The 14,784-nt window shown below is 73.6% G+C and carries 15 protein-coding genes; 8 read left to right on the top strand and 7 right to left on the bottom strand.

All coding sequences use genetic code 11. The features are described 5' to 3' along the window. Positions 1 to 17 precede the first annotated feature (17 nt). The gene (locus ACWDD9_RS01935; protein ID WP_074004212.1) at positions 18 to 1,733 is read right to left on the bottom strand and encodes an acyl-CoA dehydrogenase family protein; all 1,716 of its coding nucleotides are present in this window, start codon (positions 1,731 to 1,733) and stop codon (positions 18 to 20) included. Between the two features lie 91 nt (positions 1,734 to 1,824). Next, entirely contained in the window at positions 1,825 to 2,373 is a 549-nt protein-coding gene (locus tag ACWDD9_RS01930) for a PadR family transcriptional regulator (RefSeq protein ID WP_049652276.1), read from the bottom strand. A gap of 185 nt (positions 2,374 to 2,558) precedes the next feature. Here ACWDD9_RS01930 and ACWDD9_RS01925 point away from each other — a divergent pair, with 185 nt between their 5' ends. After that, positions 2,559 to 3,032 carry an SPW repeat protein gene (locus ACWDD9_RS01925; protein WP_310593178.1) on the top strand — a complete coding sequence of 158 codons (474 nt, stop codon included), beginning with the start codon at positions 2,559 to 2,561 and terminating at the stop codon, positions 3,030 to 3,032. Positions 3,033 to 3,163: 131 nt separating this feature from the next. Here ACWDD9_RS01925 and ACWDD9_RS01920 read toward each other — a convergent pair whose 3' ends face one another. After that, positions 3,164 to 4,549: a class II fumarate hydratase gene (locus tag ACWDD9_RS01920; RefSeq protein WP_449810602.1), complete on the bottom strand. Its 1,386-nt coding sequence runs from the start codon at positions 4,547 to 4,549 to the stop codon at positions 3,164 to 3,166. 156 nt (positions 4,550 to 4,705) lie between these two features. After that, positions 4,706 to 5,485, bottom strand: a complete 780-nt coding sequence (locus tag ACWDD9_RS01915) for a carbon-nitrogen hydrolase family protein (protein WP_449810556.1) — start codon at positions 5,483 to 5,485, stop codon at positions 4,706 to 4,708. 342 nt (positions 5,486 to 5,827) lie between these two features. On the opposite strand from ACWDD9_RS01915, the gene ACWDD9_RS01910 reads away from it, so the two are divergent. After that, positions 5,828 to 7,825 (top strand): cholesterol oxidase substrate-binding domain-containing protein, encoded by a 1,998-nt coding sequence (locus ACWDD9_RS01910; protein ID WP_449810555.1) that lies wholly within the window; start codon positions 5,828 to 5,830, stop codon positions 7,823 to 7,825. Positions 7,826 to 7,856: 31 nt separating this feature from the next. Here ACWDD9_RS01910 and ACWDD9_RS01905 read toward each other — a convergent pair whose 3' ends face one another. Further along, positions 7,857 to 8,486: a helix-turn-helix domain-containing protein gene (locus ACWDD9_RS01905; RefSeq protein WP_449810554.1), complete on the bottom strand. Its 630-nt coding sequence runs from the start codon at positions 8,484 to 8,486 to the stop codon at positions 7,857 to 7,859. A 183-nt stretch (positions 8,487 to 8,669) separates the two neighbouring features. Here ACWDD9_RS01905 and ACWDD9_RS01900 point away from each other — a divergent pair, with 183 nt between their 5' ends. After that, positions 8,670 to 9,434: an AzlC family ABC transporter permease gene (locus tag ACWDD9_RS01900; RefSeq protein ID WP_049652290.1), complete on the top strand. Its 765-nt coding sequence runs from the start codon at positions 8,670 to 8,672 to the stop codon at positions 9,432 to 9,434. Next, entirely contained in the window at positions 9,434 to 9,742 is a 309-nt protein-coding gene (locus ACWDD9_RS01895; RefSeq protein WP_369808302.1) for an AzlD domain-containing protein, read from the top strand. Before ACWDD9_RS01900 ends, ACWDD9_RS01895 begins: the two co-directional genes overlap by 1 nt. Positions 9,743 to 9,828: 86 nt before the next feature. On the opposite strand, the gene ACWDD9_RS01890 is transcribed toward ACWDD9_RS01895, so the two are convergent. After that, positions 9,829 to 10,155 carry a hypothetical protein gene (locus tag ACWDD9_RS01890; RefSeq protein WP_074004216.1) on the bottom strand — a complete coding sequence of 109 codons (327 nt, stop codon included), beginning with the start codon at positions 10,153 to 10,155 and terminating at the stop codon, positions 9,829 to 9,831. Between the two features lie 80 nt (positions 10,156 to 10,235). Beyond that, entirely contained in the window at positions 10,236 to 10,775 is a 540-nt protein-coding gene (locus ACWDD9_RS01885) for an N-acetyltransferase family protein (RefSeq protein WP_449810553.1), read from the bottom strand. A 100-nt stretch (positions 10,776 to 10,875) separates the two neighbouring features. Here ACWDD9_RS01885 and ACWDD9_RS01880 point away from each other — a divergent pair, with 100 nt between their 5' ends. The 4 genes from ACWDD9_RS01880 to ACWDD9_RS01865 all read left to right on the top strand — a co-directional run bounded on the left by ACWDD9_RS01880 (position 10,876) and on the right by ACWDD9_RS01865 (position 14,610). Beyond that, complete coding sequence (locus ACWDD9_RS01880; RefSeq protein WP_049652265.1) at positions 10,876 to 12,063, top strand: acyl-CoA dehydrogenase family protein; 1,188 nt, start codon at positions 10,876 to 10,878, stop codon at positions 12,061 to 12,063. A 75-nt stretch (positions 12,064 to 12,138) separates the two neighbouring features. Then, complete coding sequence (locus tag ACWDD9_RS01875) at positions 12,139 to 12,516, top strand: hypothetical protein (RefSeq protein ID WP_049652263.1); 378 nt, start codon at positions 12,139 to 12,141, stop codon at positions 12,514 to 12,516. A 318-nt stretch (positions 12,517 to 12,834) separates the two neighbouring features. Further along, positions 12,835 to 13,713 (top strand): alkaline phosphatase family protein, encoded by an 879-nt coding sequence (locus tag ACWDD9_RS01870; protein ID WP_117490852.1) that lies wholly within the window; start codon positions 12,835 to 12,837, stop codon positions 13,711 to 13,713. 414 nt (positions 13,714 to 14,127) lie between these two features. Then, positions 14,128 to 14,610 (top strand): hypothetical protein, encoded by a 483-nt coding sequence (locus ACWDD9_RS01865; protein WP_049657923.1) that lies wholly within the window; start codon positions 14,128 to 14,130, stop codon positions 14,608 to 14,610. The last annotated feature ends 174 nt before the right edge of the window (positions 14,611 to 14,784 follow it).

The raw sequence follows: 14,784 nt of genomic DNA, 5'->3' as shown, positions 1-14,784 counted from the left end.
AGTCCTGCCGCTCCGCCCTACGGCCGCATCTCGTACGCACCGGAGAGGGCCTCGACCCGCTCCCACACCCGCGCGTCCCGCGCCGGGTCGGCGACCGGGCGGCGCACGTTCGTCAGGGCCCAGGCGGCCTGCTCCTCGGTGGCCGAGGCCTTGCCGTGCAGCTCGGTGGCGTGTGCGGAGAAGTCGCGGACCAGCGCGTCGAAGATCCGGTCCAGCACGTCGCCGCCGTCCTCGGAGGCGGTCAGGCCGGTCAACTCGGCCTGCTCCAGCACCAGCTGGCCGTAGACGATCAGCGCGAACAGCTGGCCGATCTCCAGCAGGAAGTCCAGGTCGGCCTGCTGCTCCTTGCTCGGCGCGTTCTCGAGCAGCAGCGCGCAGAAGCCGTCGGCCTGCTCGCGGAAGCGGGCGACGTTGGGCAGCGCGGCGTGGCGGTCGTAGGCGGCGCGCCAGTCGTGGAAGCGGATCGCGCCGAGGCCGCGGGCCGGGCCCTGCCGGAACAGGAAGTCGTCGTCGGCGGCGTCCAGGCGGCTCGGCACCGGGGCGTAGTCGGCCGGGGCGAACAGGTAGTTGCCCATGAACTTGAGGATCAGCGCCAGGTTGACGTGGACGGTGCCCTCCAGCTTCGGCAGGCCGCGGATGTCCTTCGCGGCCTTGTCGAAGTAGGTGTCCGCCTCGAAGCCCTTGGCGGCGATGACGTCCCACATCAGGTCGATGACCTTCTCGCCCTCGGTGGTGACCTTCATCTTGGTCATCGGGTTGAACAGCAGGTAGCGGCGGTCCTCGGGGGAGGCGGTGCGGAAGTAGTCCACGGCCCGAGCGCTGAACAGCTTCATCGCCACCAGGCGGACGTAGGCGTCGGTCAACTCCCGCTTGACGTGCGGGAAGTCGGTGACCCGCTTGCCGTACAGCACCCGGTTGTGGGCGTGCGTGACGGCCTCGTACATCGCGTGCTCGCAGATGCCGATCGAGGCGGTGCAGAGGTTGAACTTGCCGACGTTGACGGTGTTGAGCGCGGCGTCGAAGGCGGCCTGGCCGGTGTGCAGCACGTCCTCGGCGCGCACCGGGTAGTCCTCCAGGCGGAACTCGCTGACGTACATCTGCGCGTTCACCACGTTCTTGACCAGGTGGTACGCGTCGTGGCGGCTGTCGGCGGCGAAGAAGACGTAGCCCTCCGGGCCCTCGACGTCCGAGCGGCGGCCGAACACCGAGACCAGGCCGGCCACGTTGCCGTTGCCGATGTAGTACTTGGAACCGGTCGCGGTGAAGCCGCCCTCGCCGTCCGGAGTGAGGATCATGTCGGTGGAGTAGATGTCCGCGCCGTGGGTGCGCTCGGAGAGGCCGAAGGCCATCACGTGGCCCTCGGCCAGCAGCTTGGCGGCGCGGGCGCGGACGGCCTCGTTCCCGCTCTGCCAGACCGGGCCCAGGCCCAGGATGGTGACCTGCCAGGTGTACCAGTAGCCGAGGCCGTAGAAGCCGAGGATCTCGTTCAGCTCGGCGATGCGGGCGGTGTCCCAGCGCTTGTCGGGGTCGGCCGAGGCGGGGGTCAGGAACTCCGCGAACAGGCCCTCCTTCGCGGCGAAGTCCAGGAAGTCGGCGTACCAGCTGCGGTCGATGTAGGTGTCGATCAGCGCCTTCTTGCCGCGGGACTCGAACCAGTCCACCGTCGCGCGCAGCAGCCGGCGGGTCGGCTCGTCGAACTGTGCGGGGTCGTAGTTGCGCGGGTTGAAGAGCATCGAGGGGCTCCCGGGGGTCGAGGGTGTGAGGAGGGGCGGGTGGCAGGGACCGGGCGTCGCCCGCCGTCCGCCGGTCGTCGGCGGTCCGCCGTCAGCCGGCGGAGGAGAGGCGGCGCAGGGTGGCGAGCACGTCGTCGAGCCAGGCGAGGGTCATCCGCTCGTACTCGATGCCGCCGCGCAGCACCACGTGCTGCAGCTGCTGCCCGGCGTCGAGCGCGGTGGCGTCGGGGAAGTCCCGCTGCTCGCCGTGCAGGTAGCGGGCGAGCAGGGCGGCATGGCCCTCGCGGTGCCGTTCGACCTCGGAGATCAGTGCGGCCGGGTCGTCGAAGGCGGCGGCCCGGATCTTGACCGCGAGCTCGTGCCGGACGGTCTCCGGTTCGACCGGTTCGCGCAGCCAGCCGGCCAGCGCGGCCCGTCCGGCCTCGGCCGCCGAGTAGACCTTCTTGTCCGGGCGTCCGTCCTGGCTGACCTCCTGCGCGGCCACCCAGCCGTCCGTCTCCATCCGCCGCAGCACCCGGTAGATCTGCTGGTGGGTGGCGGTCCAGAAGCGCCCGATCGAGCGGTCGAAGCGCCGGGCCAGCTCGTAGCCGGAGCCGGGCTGCTCCAGCAGTGAGACGAGGATCGCGTGCTCCAGTGCCATGGCCCGCATCCTGCTATGCAACGAGTTGCATAGGCAATGGCGACCCGGACGGTTGAGACGCAGGTCACCGGCGTGATCCGATGGTTATCGGTTATTCCGGACTATTGGGTGCAAATCGTTGGATAAGAGCCAGAATAGGTACGGGGCAAGCGCCTTACCGGTTCCGACCACAGGAGGTGGTATCGGTGGCAACCCATATCCCGACGACGGGCATGGAGCACCATCCGGACATCGTCGAACTGCGCGAACGCTACGAGCGGGTCACCTCGACCCCCCGTGCCCAGGGCATCGAGGCCCTGGCCGTCCTGGCCGGCCTCTTCCTGGCGGCATCGCCGTGGATCGTCGGCTTCACCGCGTACAACACCCTGACCGTGACCTGCCTGATCGTCGGGCTGGCCTACACGGCTCTGATGGCCGGCTACGGGTCGGCCTACGAACGCACCCACGCGCGGGCCTGGGCGGCCGCCGCGCTCGGTGCCTGGACGATCATCTCCCCGTGGGTCGTCTCCGGGTCCGTCGCGCACGGCAAGAACATCGTGACCTGCGTCATCGTGGGCGCCGTGATGTTCCTGCTCGGCCTCGCGGCGATCTCGATGGCGACCATGACGTCGAACGGAGCATCGATGCGGCGCGGCCGGGCCGGTCGCGCCAAGGGCTGATCTTCCCCGCAGCCCGTGACCGGGGCGCGGAGGGCGCAACCGCCCGCCGCGCCCCGGCGCACGTCCTCCGGCGAAGGCGAGGCCGGCGACCGGGACCAAGCCGTGTCACAGCCGCCGGCCGGCCCGGCCCGCTAGGGGTGCGTCATCCGCAGCACGTCCAGCGCCTCGTCCAGCTGCTCCACGGTGAGCCTGCCCTGTTCGACGTAGCCGCGCTCCAGCACCACCTGACGGATCGTCTTGCGTTCGGCCAGTGCCTGCTTGGCGACCTTCGCGGCCTCCTCGTACCCGATGTAGCGGTTCAGCGGGGTCACCACCGAGGGCGAGGACTCCGCGTACTCCCGGGCCCGTTCGACGTTGGCGGTGATGCCGTCCACCGTCCGGTCGGCCAGCAGCCGGGCGCTGTTGGCGAGCAGTCGCACCGACTCCAGCACGTTGCGGGCGAGCACCGGGAGCATCACGTTCAGCTCGAAGTTGCCGCTCGCGCCCGCCAGGGTGACCGTCGCGTCGTTGCCCACCACTTGGGCGGCGACCATCAGCACGACCTCGGGCAGCACCGGGTTCACCTTGCCCGGCATGATCGACGAACCCGGCTGGAGGTCCGGCAGGTTGATCTCGCCGAGCCCGGTGCGCGGACCGGAGCCCATCCACCGCAGGTCGTTCGCGATCTTCGTGAACCCGACCGCCACCGTGCGCAGTTGACCGCTCAGTTCGACCAGGGCGTCCCGCGCGCCCTGCGCCTCGAAGTGGTTCCTGGCCTCCGTCAGCGGCAGGTCGGTGGCGCGGGCGACCTCCGCGATGACGGCCTCCGGGAAGCCGGGCGGGGTGTTGATCCCGGTGCCCACCGCCGTGCCGCCGAGCGGGAGTTCGGCCACCCGGGGGAGGGTGGCCAGCAGCCGCTCCCGCCCGTGCCGCACCTGCGCCGCGTAGCCGCCGAACTCCTGGCCGAGCGTGACGGGCGTGGCGTCCATCAGGTGGGTGCGGCCCGACTTGACCACCCGGGCGAACTCGGCGGCCTTGCGCTCCAACGCCTCCGCGAGGTGCTCCAGCGCCGGGACCAGGTCGTGGGTGACGGCGCTGGTGGCGGCGATGTGGATCGAGGACGGGAAGACGTCGTTGGACGACTGGCTGGCGTTGACGTGGTCGTTCGGGTGGACCGGCCGGCCCAGCCGCTCCCCGGCCAGGGTGGCGATCACCTCGTTGGTGTTCATGTTGGACGAGGTGCCCGAGCCGGTCTGGAACACGTCCACCGGGAACTGGTCGTCCCAGCGCCCCTCCGCGACCTCCTCGGCCGCCGCCGCGATCGCCTCCGCCGTCTCCTCGTCCAGCACCCCGAGCCGGGCGTTCACCCGGGCGGCTGCCGCCTTGATCCGGGCCAGCGCGGCGATGTGCGCCCGCTCCAGCCGCTGACCGGACACCGGGAAGTTCTCCACCGCCCGCTGCGTCTGCGCCTGCCACTTCGCGTCGGCCGGCACCCGGACCTCGCCCATCGAGTCGTGCTCGATCCGGTACTCCTGCAGCTTCTCCTGCTGGCCACCCATCGCGCGCTGCACCTCCTGTACGGGCCCGACCGGGCCCGGAACGGATCTCCGATCACCACAGCCGCGAGCGGGGCCCGGGTATTTCCGGTGGGGGTGACCCGGTTTCCGGTTCTGGTCCCGGTTCGGGCCCGGCGCCTACGGCCGAGGCAGGCCGGTACGGGCCACCTCGGCGCGGACCAGCTCGCCCGGGGCGGTACCGGCCTGGACGACGAGGCCGCCGCCCGGGGCCCAGACGCCGGAGCCGCCCGAGCTGTCCGGGTACTCGCCGGTGGCCCCGGCGCAGGTCGCGAGCACGCACCACACCCCGTGGGCGGCGGCCCGGTCGCGGACGTGGCCGTCCCGGCGCTCGGCCTGGGCGGCGCCGGGCCCGTAGAGGGTGGAGGCGACGTAGGCGTCGATGCCGAGCGCGGCGGTCTCCTCGGCGTGCGTCGGATCGGCGGCGTCCGCGCAGACGGCGAGGCCGAGCCGCAGACCGTCCAGTTCCAGGACGACGGGCTTCCCGCCCGGGGTGAAGCGCTCGACCTCGGCGCCGTGCAGGCGCATCTTCCGGTAGACGACCTCGGCGCCCTCCCCGGTGACCGCCAGCGTGGCGATGGACTCGCGCCCGTCGGCCTCGACCGCCGGCGCCCCGACCAGGGCGACGGCGCCGGCCGCGGCGCAGGCCGCCACCAGCGGTGCGAGCCGGGCGTCCGCCGGGTCGACGGCCGGTGCGGCCAGGTCGTAGCCGGTCAGCGACAGCTCGGGGAACACCACCAGCCGGGTGCCCGCCTCCCGTACCGCCTCGGCGTGCAGGGCCACGTTCTCGGACACGGTGTCCGGACGGCCGGCGGCGGCGCAGACGGGCTGGGCGACGGCGACCGTCAGCGGCCCGGGCACGGGACGCGCGGGCACGGGCGGGTTCGCGGACGAGGGCATGGCGGGGCCTCCGGCGGGCGGGGTGGGGTGATCGCGATCAACCTATGCGCCCGCCGAGGAGCCGGGCAACAGAGTCCGGACGAGGAGCTGTGCAGGTGGACGGGGTTCCCGGGGCGGATCGGACCGATCTCACTCGAAGGAGTGAGATCCCCGGCGGGTGCTTCAAACGGCCGTACGCCCCTCCATACGCTCCAGACCGGGCCGGGCGGACTCCGGCCGGACCCGGATCGCCGCAGCTCGGCCCGGGGGGACCAGCGCGAAGGGGCGGACGGACGGATGACCACAGGACACGGCCCGAGGGGCGGAACGGGTGACGGGGCGACACCGGAGGGGATGACCCCCATGAGTACCCGCATGAACGCCCAGGTGGACGCCGCTGCGGACCCCCCGACGAAGGCGTCCGCGGGCGCCCGGGCGCAGGCCCCGGCGAGAGCCTCGTCGACGGCCCCGGCGGGCCCGCGGAGGAGCACCACCGACGGCCTCACCCGCCGACAGCTGCTGGGCGCGTCGGCGGTGCTCGGCGGCGCGGCCTGGCTGCTGCGCGGCACCGTCGGCCCGGACAGCGCCGAGGCCGCCGGGCCCGTACCGCCCGGGCTGCCCGCCGGCACCGAGCTCTACCAGCGGGTCTTCCAGAACTGGTCCGGCGAGATCCGCACCGACCAGCTGTGGACCTGCGCGCCGCGCACCCCCGAGGAGGTCCCGGCCCTCGCCGACTGGGCGCACGCCAACGGCTGGCGGCTGCGCGCCTCCGGCTACCGGCACACCTGGGCGCCGCTCACCGTCGCCGCCGGGACCCCGGAGAGCGCCCGGGTCCTGCTCGTGGACACCAGCCGGTACCTCACCGCCATCAGCGCCGACTCGCCCGGCACCGTCCGGGTGCAGACCGGCGCCACCATGGAGGCCCTGCTCGCGCACCTGGCCCAGCGCGGCCTGGGCCTGACCGCCTGCCCCGCCCCCGGCGAGCTCACCGTCGGCGGCGTGCTCGCCATCGGCGGCCACGGCACCGCCACCGCGGCGGTCGGGGAGGTGCGGCCGGAGGGGCACGGCTACGGCTCGGTCAGCAACCAGGTCGTCCGGCTCACCGCTGTCGTCCTCGACCCGGCCACCGGCCGCTACACGCTGCGCACCTTCGACCGCTCCGAGGCCGACAGCGCCGCCTTCCTGGTGCACCTGGGCCGCGCCTTCCTCACCGAGGTGGTGCTGCGGGCCGGTGCCGACCGCCCGTTGCGCTGCGTCAGCCGGCTCGACATCCCGGCGAGCGAGCTCTTCGCCCGCCCGGGCAGCGGCAGCGGCACCGGGACCGGCGGCGGGCTCGGCGGAGTGCTCGGGGGAGTGCTGGGCGGCGTCCTCGGCGGCGGGAGCGGCCCGCGCACGCTCGCCGAGTTCGTGGACCGCGACGGCCGGGTCGAGGCGATCTGGTTCGCCTACACCGAGTACCCCTGGCTCAAGACCTGGAGCGTCACCCCGAACAAGCCGCTCGGCTCCCTCTCCGTCGACCACCCCTACAACTACCCCTTCTCGGACAGCATTCCGGAGCCGGTCGCCCGGCTCGCCGGGGAGATCGTCGCCGGCGCCTGGGCATCGGCCCCGCTGTTCGGCCAACTCCAGTACCTGGTCGCGAAGGTGGGGCTCACCGGCGACATCACGGACATCCTGCTCTCCGGCGACCTGCTGCGCCGGCTGCTCAGCGGCGAGGTGCTCACCCACCTGCTCGCCGGCGGACTGCACTCCGACCTCTGGGGCCCTTCCCGCGCCCTGCTCCAGTACGTCCGCCCGACCACCCTGCGGGTCACCGCCAACGGCTACGCGATCCTCACCAAGCGCGCCGACCTCCAGTGGGTGGTGAGCGAATTCGCCGCCTACTACCGGGAGTTGCTCGCCGCCTACCAGGCCCGGGGCGAGTTCCCGGTGAACGGCGCGGTGGAGATCCGGGTCACCGGCCTGGACGACCCGGCCGCCTCCGGCGTCCCCGGCGCCCGGCCCCCGCTGCTGTCCGCACTGCGCCCGCGCGCCGACCGTCCCGAGTGGGACACGGCGGTCTGGCTGGACGTCCTGGCCTTCCCCGGCACCCCCGGACTGGAGCGCTTCGCCCGGGAGTTGGAGCAGTGGCTGCTGCGCACCTTCGACGGCACCCGGGCGGGCCTGCGGGTCGAGTGGTCCAAGGGCTGGGCCTACACCGACGCCGCCGCCTGGTCCGACCCGGACATGATCGGCCGGGCCATCCCCGACAGCCTGCGGGCCGGCGGCGGGCCCGGCTGGGACGAGGCGGTCGCCGTCCTGGACCGCCACGACCCGCACCGGGTGTTCGGAAACGCCTTCCTGGACGGGCTGTTGAAGTAGTCCGTGCCCGTGCGGGGATGCTGACTGGTCGTCAGATGTGTTCCATGACGATCACCGCGAGGGTGTCCGGGGCCAGGGCGCGGAACACGTGCGGAGCGTCGCCCGGGTAGCTCACGTAGTCGCCCGGGCCCAGTTCCACCGGCGCCTCCGTCGGCCCGACCAGCGCCCGCCCGGCACCGATCAGCACGTGCTCGACGGTGCCGGGCATGTGCGGGTCGGAGGCCCTGGTCTCGCCCGGCTGCGCCTCGATCCGGTAGATGTCGCGCCGGGCGTTGGGCGGGCAGGAGGAGAGCACGGTGGCGGCGTAGTCGGCACGCTCGGAGTGGGTCACCGGGCCCTCGCCGGCCCGGATCACCTTGACCACCGGGCGCGGCGGGTCGACCAGCCGGCTGAACGGCACGTTCAGCGCGACCCCGAGTGCCCAGAGCGTCTCCACGCTGGGGTTGCCCGCACCCGACTCCAGCTGGGACAGGGTGGACTTGGCGATGCCCGCACGCCGGGCCAGCTCGGCCATCGACAGGCCGCTGCGCTCGCGCTCGCGCCGGATCGAGGCGGCGATCTGGCCGATCAGCTCGGTGCCGTTCCCGTTGCCGCTGCCGCCGCCGGGGCGGTTGCCGGTGCCGCCGTCGGGGCCCGTGGCCGGGGTGGTCTGGTCACTCATGCTCGCCACTCACGCTTCCTCCTGGCCCCTTCCACGTCCACGGCTCCCGGTGCGGCCGATGCCGCCGTTCATGCTGCCACGGTCGGTCGCGCCGACCGTACCGACCGCGTCGGCCATCGTTCGCCGGATCGGTCCGCCTGTTCGCCTTGACGAACGAGGCTGGAGCGGTTCACCCTAATGAACATGCGTTCGCTACTCCGAACACTGGAGCGCGCCACCCTCCGGGACGTCGCTCTGGTCTGCCTGGCCGATGCCCTCGTCGGCGCCTCCTTCGGCGCGATCAGCGTCTCCGGCGGTCTGCCGCTCTGGGTGCCGGTCGCCCTCTCCGTCCTGGTGTTCGCGGGCGGCTCCCAGTTCGCGGCGGTCGGCGTGGTGCTCTCCGGCGGCGGCGCCCTCGCCGCGGTCGCCACCGGGCTGGTGCTCAACGCCCGGCTGCTGCCCTTCGGCTTCACCGTGGCCGATGTGCTCGACGGCCCCTGGTGGCGGCGCCTGCTGGGCGCGCAGCTGCTCACCGACGAGACCGCCGCCTTCGCCCTGCAGCAGAACGAGCCGCGCCGGCGCCGGGCCGTGTACTGGCTCTGCGGGATCGCGCTGTTCGTGGTCTGGAACGTCTCGGTGCTGCTCGGCGCGCTCGCGGGCGGGCTGCTCGGCGACACGGACGCGCTCGGCCTGGACGCCGCCTTCCCGGCGGTGCTGCTCGCCCTCGTCCTGCCCTCGCTCGTGGACCGCCGCATCCGTACGGCGGCGCTGGTGGGAGCGGTGGTCGCGGTCGCCGCCACGCCGTTCGTCCCGGCCGGGCTGCCGGTGCTGCTGGCCCTCGTCGGGCTGCTGTTCGCCGGACGGCCGGCGGCGGGGGAGGCGGCCCGGAGTGCCGCGGACGAGCAGAACGTGGAGAACGCGGTGGGCGGGGAGAGTGCCGTGAAGAGCGAGAAGGAGACGGTTCGATGATGCCGCTGTACGCCGTTCTGCTGCTCGCGGCCGGAACGTACGCCTACCGGCTCGCCGGGCCGCTGCTCGCCGGCCGGCTCGCCCTCTCGGAGCGACTGCGGCACCTGCTGGCCGTCGCGGCGACGGTGCTGCTCGTGGCCCTGGTCGCGACCGGGGCGCTGACCCAGGGGCACGGCTTCGCGGGGTGGGCCCGCCCGGCGGGCGTGCTGGCCGCAGGGGTGCTCGCGCTGCGCCGGGCACCGTTCCCGGTGGTGGTGGTCGCCGGTGCGGCGACGACGGCGGTGCTGCGGCTCTGCGGGGTGGGGTGACGGCTGACAGCTGACAGAGTTTGAAATCTGTTATCTGTTATCTGTTATCTGTCGGCTGTCATCTGTTCGCTGTCACCCGCCCTCCGTCACCCGTCCTCCGCGTCCCCCTCGGCCAGGCGCTCCGCCTGGACCTCCGGCCGCTCGCTGTCCCACAGCAGCTCCCACACCTTGAACACGCAGTGGTAGTCGCGCATGCTCCCCTGCGAGACCAGCAGGTAGGTGTCCCCGTCGCGGAGCAGCGTCCGCCGTCGACTGTTGAACGGGTGCTGCGGGGTGTAGGAGGGGACGAGCCGCTTCAGCTCCTCGACGGCCTCCTCGCGGCTGCCCTCGACCTCGGCGAGCACCTTGCTGCCCCAGGTCCGGTCGTGCCCGGTGCCCACCGTCTCCTCCACGACCAGCGCCCAACGTGCCATGCCCTGCTCCCGTTCCGTTCCGATCCGTCGTGTTCCCCCGGCCCGCCCGGCCCGCTTCGCCCGCTCGGGCCGTCGACCCGTCAGCGCGTCGGCGACTTGAAGAAGATGGTGGTCGGCCGGAGCACGCCCGCCGGATCGGCCGCGAAGTCCGGCACCGAACCGACCCGGGTCCAGCCCGCTCCCTCGTAGAGCCGCTCCGCCGGGCTCCCGGTCTCGGTGTCCAGCACCAGCAGCCGGATGCCCAGCTCCACCGCCCGTTCCTCCAGCGCCGCCAGCAGCCGTCCCGCCAGCCGGTGCCCGCGATCGGCGGGGTGCACCATCAGCTTGGCCACCTCGCCCCGGTGGCGGCCGTTCGCGGTGGTGGCGGGCCGCAGCTGCACCGTGCCGGCCAGCCGTCCGTCGGCCCGGTTCCGGGCGGTCCACAGCACCAGCCGGCCGGCCGCGAGGTCCGGGCCGAGCGCCCGCCACCACGTCCTGGCCTCGTCGGGCGCCAGCGGGGCGAGGAACCCGATCGAGGCGCCGCCGTGCACGGTCTCCACCAGGAGCCCGGCGAACTCCTCCGCCGAGTCGTCCAGCTCCCGGGCCGTCACCTCGCCGATCACGTACGCACCGTCGGACATGTCGCCATCCTCACTCGTTCGCGCCCGCCCACCGCTCGGCCGGGTGCGCGATACTCGCCGGTATTCCGCTGGTATTCCGCCGAGAGTACAAGGAGCTTCGATGACGAAGCCGACCCGGATCGACCCGTCCGACCTGCTCGCCGTCGGCGACCTGCTCTCGGACGAGGAGCGGCTGATCCGCGACACCGTCCGCCGGTTCACCGAGGAGCACATCCGCCCGCACATCGGCGACTGGTTCGAGCGCGGGGTCTTCCCGGTCCGCGAGCTGGCTCCCGAACTCGGCGCCCTGGGCGTGCTCGGCATGCACCTCGACGGCTACGGCTGCGCGGGCGCCGACGCGGTGGCGTACGGGGTGGCCTGCATGGAGCTGGAGGCGGCCGACTCCGGGCTGCGCAGCTTCGTCTCCGTCCAGGGCTCGCTCGCCATGCGCTCGATCCACGCCTTCGGCTCCGAGGAGCAGAAGCAGCGCTGGCTGCCCGGCATGGCCGCCGGTGAACTGATCGGCTGCTTCGGCCTCACCGAGCCGGACTTCGGCTCCGACCCCGCCAACATGCGGACCCGGGCGGTGCGGAAGGGCGGTGAGGGCGGTGACTGGGTGCTGTCCGGCAGCAAGATGTGGATCACCAACGGCAGCATCGCCGACGTCGCCGTGGTCTGGGCGCAGACCGAGGAGGGCGTGCGCGGCTTCCTGGTCGAGCGCGGCACCCGCGGCCTGACCGCCACCGACGTGCACGGCAAGCTCTCACTGCGGGCCTCCGTCACCAGCGAGCTGGCCTTCGACGAGGTGGTGCTGCCCGCCGACGCCGTGCTGCCCGGGGTGGTCGGCCTGCGCGGCCCGCTCTCCTCCCTCAACGAGGCCCGCTACGGCATCCTCTGGGGCACCGTCGGAGCCGCCCGCGACTGCTACACCGCCGCCCTGGACTACGCCAAGAGCCGGATCCAGTTCGACCGCCCGATCGCGGGCTTCCAGCTGACCCAGCAGAAGCTGGTCGAGATGATGCTGGAGGTCGAGAAGGCCTACCTGGTCGCGCTGCGGATCGGCCGGCTCAAGGAGCAGGGCGCGGCCCGCCCGCCGCACATCAGCTTCGGCAAGCTCAACAACGTCCGCACCGCGCTGGAGATCGCCCGCAGCGCCCGGACCGTCCTCGGCGCCAACGGCATCACCACCGAGTACCCGGTGCTGCGGCACGCCAACAACCTGGAGTCGGTGCTCACCTACGAGGGCACCAGTGAGATCCACACCCTGGTCCTCGGCGAGGCCATCACCGGCGAGTCCGCCTACCGCTGACGGGCCGCCGCCCGCCCTTCCCGGCCCGGGAAAACCGGTGGCCGGGCCCGTCGCGGCCCGGCTACCGTCCCTGCCATGACCAGCCAGTACGTCCCGACGCGGCCCCCGACCACCACCCTCTGGCGCCCCACCGGCCCGGAGGAGCTGGCCCTGGTCGAGGCCGCCGACCGGCGCGCCTGGCCGCCCCGCCTGCCCGAGCAGCCGATCTTCTACCCCGTCCTCAACGAGGACTACGCGATCCGGATCGCCCGGGACTGGAACGTGCCCGCCTCCGGCGTCGGCTACGTCACCCGCTTCGAGGTCGACACCGCCTTCCTCGCCCGCTACCCCGTCCAGCGGGCGGGCGGGCGGACGATCCTCGAACTCTGGGTGCCCGCCGAGGAGTTGGCCGAGTTCAACCGGCACATCGTCGGCCGCATCGAGGTGGTCCACGAGTTCCGTCCGCAGTCGTGACCCGCCCCGCCGCCGGCAGCCCCGACCTGCCCCGCCGTCCGTAGCGCCGACCTGCCGCCGCCCCGCCTGCCGCCCCGCCGCCCGGAGCCCGCCGCCCGGAGCCCGCGGCGTCGGCACGGTCGGCGGGGCGGCCCGTTCCGTACGGCCCCCGTCGGCCGCGGACCGCCCCGGCGGCTTCCCGGCGCTCTTCCGACACCTCGTGGACACCCGGCGTTCGGTGAGGTGACGCCGACCGGTACGGCGGTCGGTGGAGCATGGCGCGGTCGGCGGCGCCCTCGGCGGGCGCGGCCGGGTGCGCACGACCGAAAGGAACGCCCCATGTCCGCTGCCCAGTGGCCCCGCCCCCGCGTGCTCGTCGTCGGGATCGACGGTGTCCGCCACGACTACCTGGCGCAGGTGCCGATGCCGCGCCTGGAGGAGGTCGCCGCGGCCGGGTTCCTGGTGCCGGTCACCGTCGCGGACGGCACGCCCACCATGTCCGGGCCGTGCTGGACCACCATCGTGACCGGGGTCGAGCCCGCCAAGCACGGGGTCTGGGGCAACCACCTGGGGGGCAACCGGCTCGACGTGTTCCCCGACTTCGCCACCCGCCTCGCCCGGGGCGACCGCCGCCGCACCTTCGTCGCGGCCGGCTGGGACCCGCTGATGATCAACGAGTCCGGCGGCCCGCTGTTCCGCGCCCCCGGCCGGCTCTCCTACGTGGCCCCCGCCGAGGACACCCCCGAGGCCTGGGAGGCGGTGGACGAGGAGGTCGTCCGGGAGGCCGTCCACGTCCTCGGCGCCGCCGACCCCGAGGCCTCCTTCGTCTACCTCGGCGCCGTCGACGAGACCGCCCACTTCCTGGGCTGCGGCGACGAGTACCGCGCGTCCATGCGCACCGCCGACGAGCGCCTCGGCCGCCTCCTCGACGCGGTCCGCGGCCGGGCGACCTACGCCGAGGAGCAGTGGACGGTCATCGTCGTCACCGACCACGGGCACGTGGACGCCGGCGGCCACGGCGGCCGTACGGTCGAGGAGCGGACGGCCTGGGTCGCCTGCGCCGGGCACGGCATCCCGGCCGGCCCGCCCACCGGCGAGATCCGCCACCCGGACGTCGCCGCGCAGGTGTACGCCTCCCTGCTGCGCCCGATCGACCCGCACTGGACCCTCGACGGCCGCCCGTTCCCGCTGGCCAGGCCGGTGCCGGCGGCGGTCTGAGCGGCGGGCGGTCCGCGATCCGGGGGTACCGGCGCCCCCGGGTGCAGCAGGCCGGGCTGCGGCGGCGCCGGGCTTGAGCGAGGCTCGACCGGGGCTCGGGCCGCGCTCGACCCGGGCGTGCCGGCCTGGGCGCCGGAGCGGCACGCCTCCGAGCCCGCGGGGCCCCGGACCTGCGGGCCTCAGGGTCCCTGCCGAAGGACATACGCCTGAAGGTGGAGAAGGTACCCCGTGGGTTGGAGACAAGATCGCGACCTGGTGGTGACGATCCGACGGGTCGGGACGGGCCACGATGGTTGCACCGGACGGTGGAGCACGCCGACCGGGTCGGCGACGCGGACCTGAGCGGCCGCCGGCGGCGGAGACGAGCGGTCGGCGACGGCCGCACCGGTCACGACACGGAGAGGACAGCCGGGCATGAAGGGCATCGTGAGCAAGGTCGCGCTGGGAGTCGCTGGTACCGGCATGGCCGTCGCCGTGGCGGCCGTGGCAATCGGCCCGCGGGTGTCCGACTGGTACGACGAGCACCACCAGCAGCAGGGCTCGTACGAGACCGGCACCCAGGCCAAGGCCGACCGCCGGTCGATGCCGACCTGGCTGCCCGACAACGCCTCCGGGGTGAAGTACCTGATGTCCACCAGGGGCGACGACCGCCTGCTGCGCGCCACCCTCCCGGAGGAGCGGCTGCCCGTCGGCTGCACCGCCGGGCAGCCGGGCAAGAGCGCGCACCCGGTGCCGGAGTCGCTCAAGGCCGGCTGGTTCCCCGAGGGCGTCGCGACCAAGGTCATCGGCACCTGCGGGTACTACAACGTGGCGCTGACCGGCAACCAGCTCTACGCGTGGCAGGACGGCGCGGCGGTGCAGGCGGCGCTGCGCGCCGAGCACGTCGCCAAGCGCTGAGTCCGGCGGGGCACCCGAGTACTCCTGAGCACTCCCGGGAACCCCTGAACACCTCTGAGCACTCCTGGTCGCCGCGACCGGGGAACGGAACGGCCCGCCGGGCACCGGAAGGTGCGGGCGGGCCGTCGCCGTGTGCGGGCCGGAAACGGGCGGCGGACGATCCGCCCGGCGCAC

The organism is Kitasatospora sp. NPDC001119, from assembly GCF_053598475.1.
This window is presented reverse-complemented; position numbering and strand designations above follow the sequence as displayed.

Bases quoted from the DNA above. Each gene is read 5' to 3' on its own strand.
- ACWDD9_RS01875 (WP_049652263.1), top strand. From the start codon at position 12,139: ATGACCAGCCAGTACGTCCCGACGCGGCCCCCGACCACCACCCTCTGG.
- ACWDD9_RS01915 (WP_449810556.1), bottom strand. From the start codon at position 5,485: ATGCCCTCGTCCGCGAACCCGCCCGTGCCCGCGCGTCCCGTGCCCGGG.
- ACWDD9_RS01905 (WP_449810554.1), bottom strand. From the start codon at position 8,486: ATGAGTGACCAGACCACCCCGGCCACGGGCCCCGACGGCGGCACCGGC.
- ACWDD9_RS01870 (WP_117490852.1), top strand. From the start codon at position 12,835: ATGTCCGCTGCCCAGTGGCCCCGCCCCCGCGTGCTCGTCGTCGGGATC.
- ACWDD9_RS01890 (WP_074004216.1), bottom strand. From the start codon at position 10,155: ATGGCACGTTGGGCGCTGGTCGTGGAGGAGACGGTGGGCACCGGGCAC.
- ACWDD9_RS01900 (WP_049652290.1), top strand. From the start codon at position 8,670: ATGCGTTCGCTACTCCGAACACTGGAGCGCGCCACCCTCCGGGACGTC.
- ACWDD9_RS01885 (WP_449810553.1), bottom strand. From the start codon at position 10,775: ATGTCCGACGGTGCGTACGTGATCGGCGAGGTGACGGCCCGGGAGCTG.
- ACWDD9_RS01910 (WP_449810555.1), top strand. From the start codon at position 5,828: ATGAGTACCCGCATGAACGCCCAGGTGGACGCCGCTGCGGACCCCCCG.
- ACWDD9_RS01865 (WP_049657923.1), top strand. From the start codon at position 14,128: ATGAAGGGCATCGTGAGCAAGGTCGCGCTGGGAGTCGCTGGTACCGGC.
- ACWDD9_RS01935 (WP_074004212.1), bottom strand. From the start codon at position 1,733: ATGCTCTTCAACCCGCGCAACTACGACCCCGCACAGTTCGACGAGCCG.
- ACWDD9_RS01880 (WP_049652265.1), top strand. From the start codon at position 10,876: ATGACGAAGCCGACCCGGATCGACCCGTCCGACCTGCTCGCCGTCGGC.
- ACWDD9_RS01895 (WP_369808302.1), top strand. From the start codon at position 9,434: ATGCCGCTGTACGCCGTTCTGCTGCTCGCGGCCGGAACGTACGCCTAC.
- ACWDD9_RS01930 (WP_049652276.1), bottom strand. From the start codon at position 2,373: ATGGCACTGGAGCACGCGATCCTCGTCTCACTGCTGGAGCAGCCCGGC.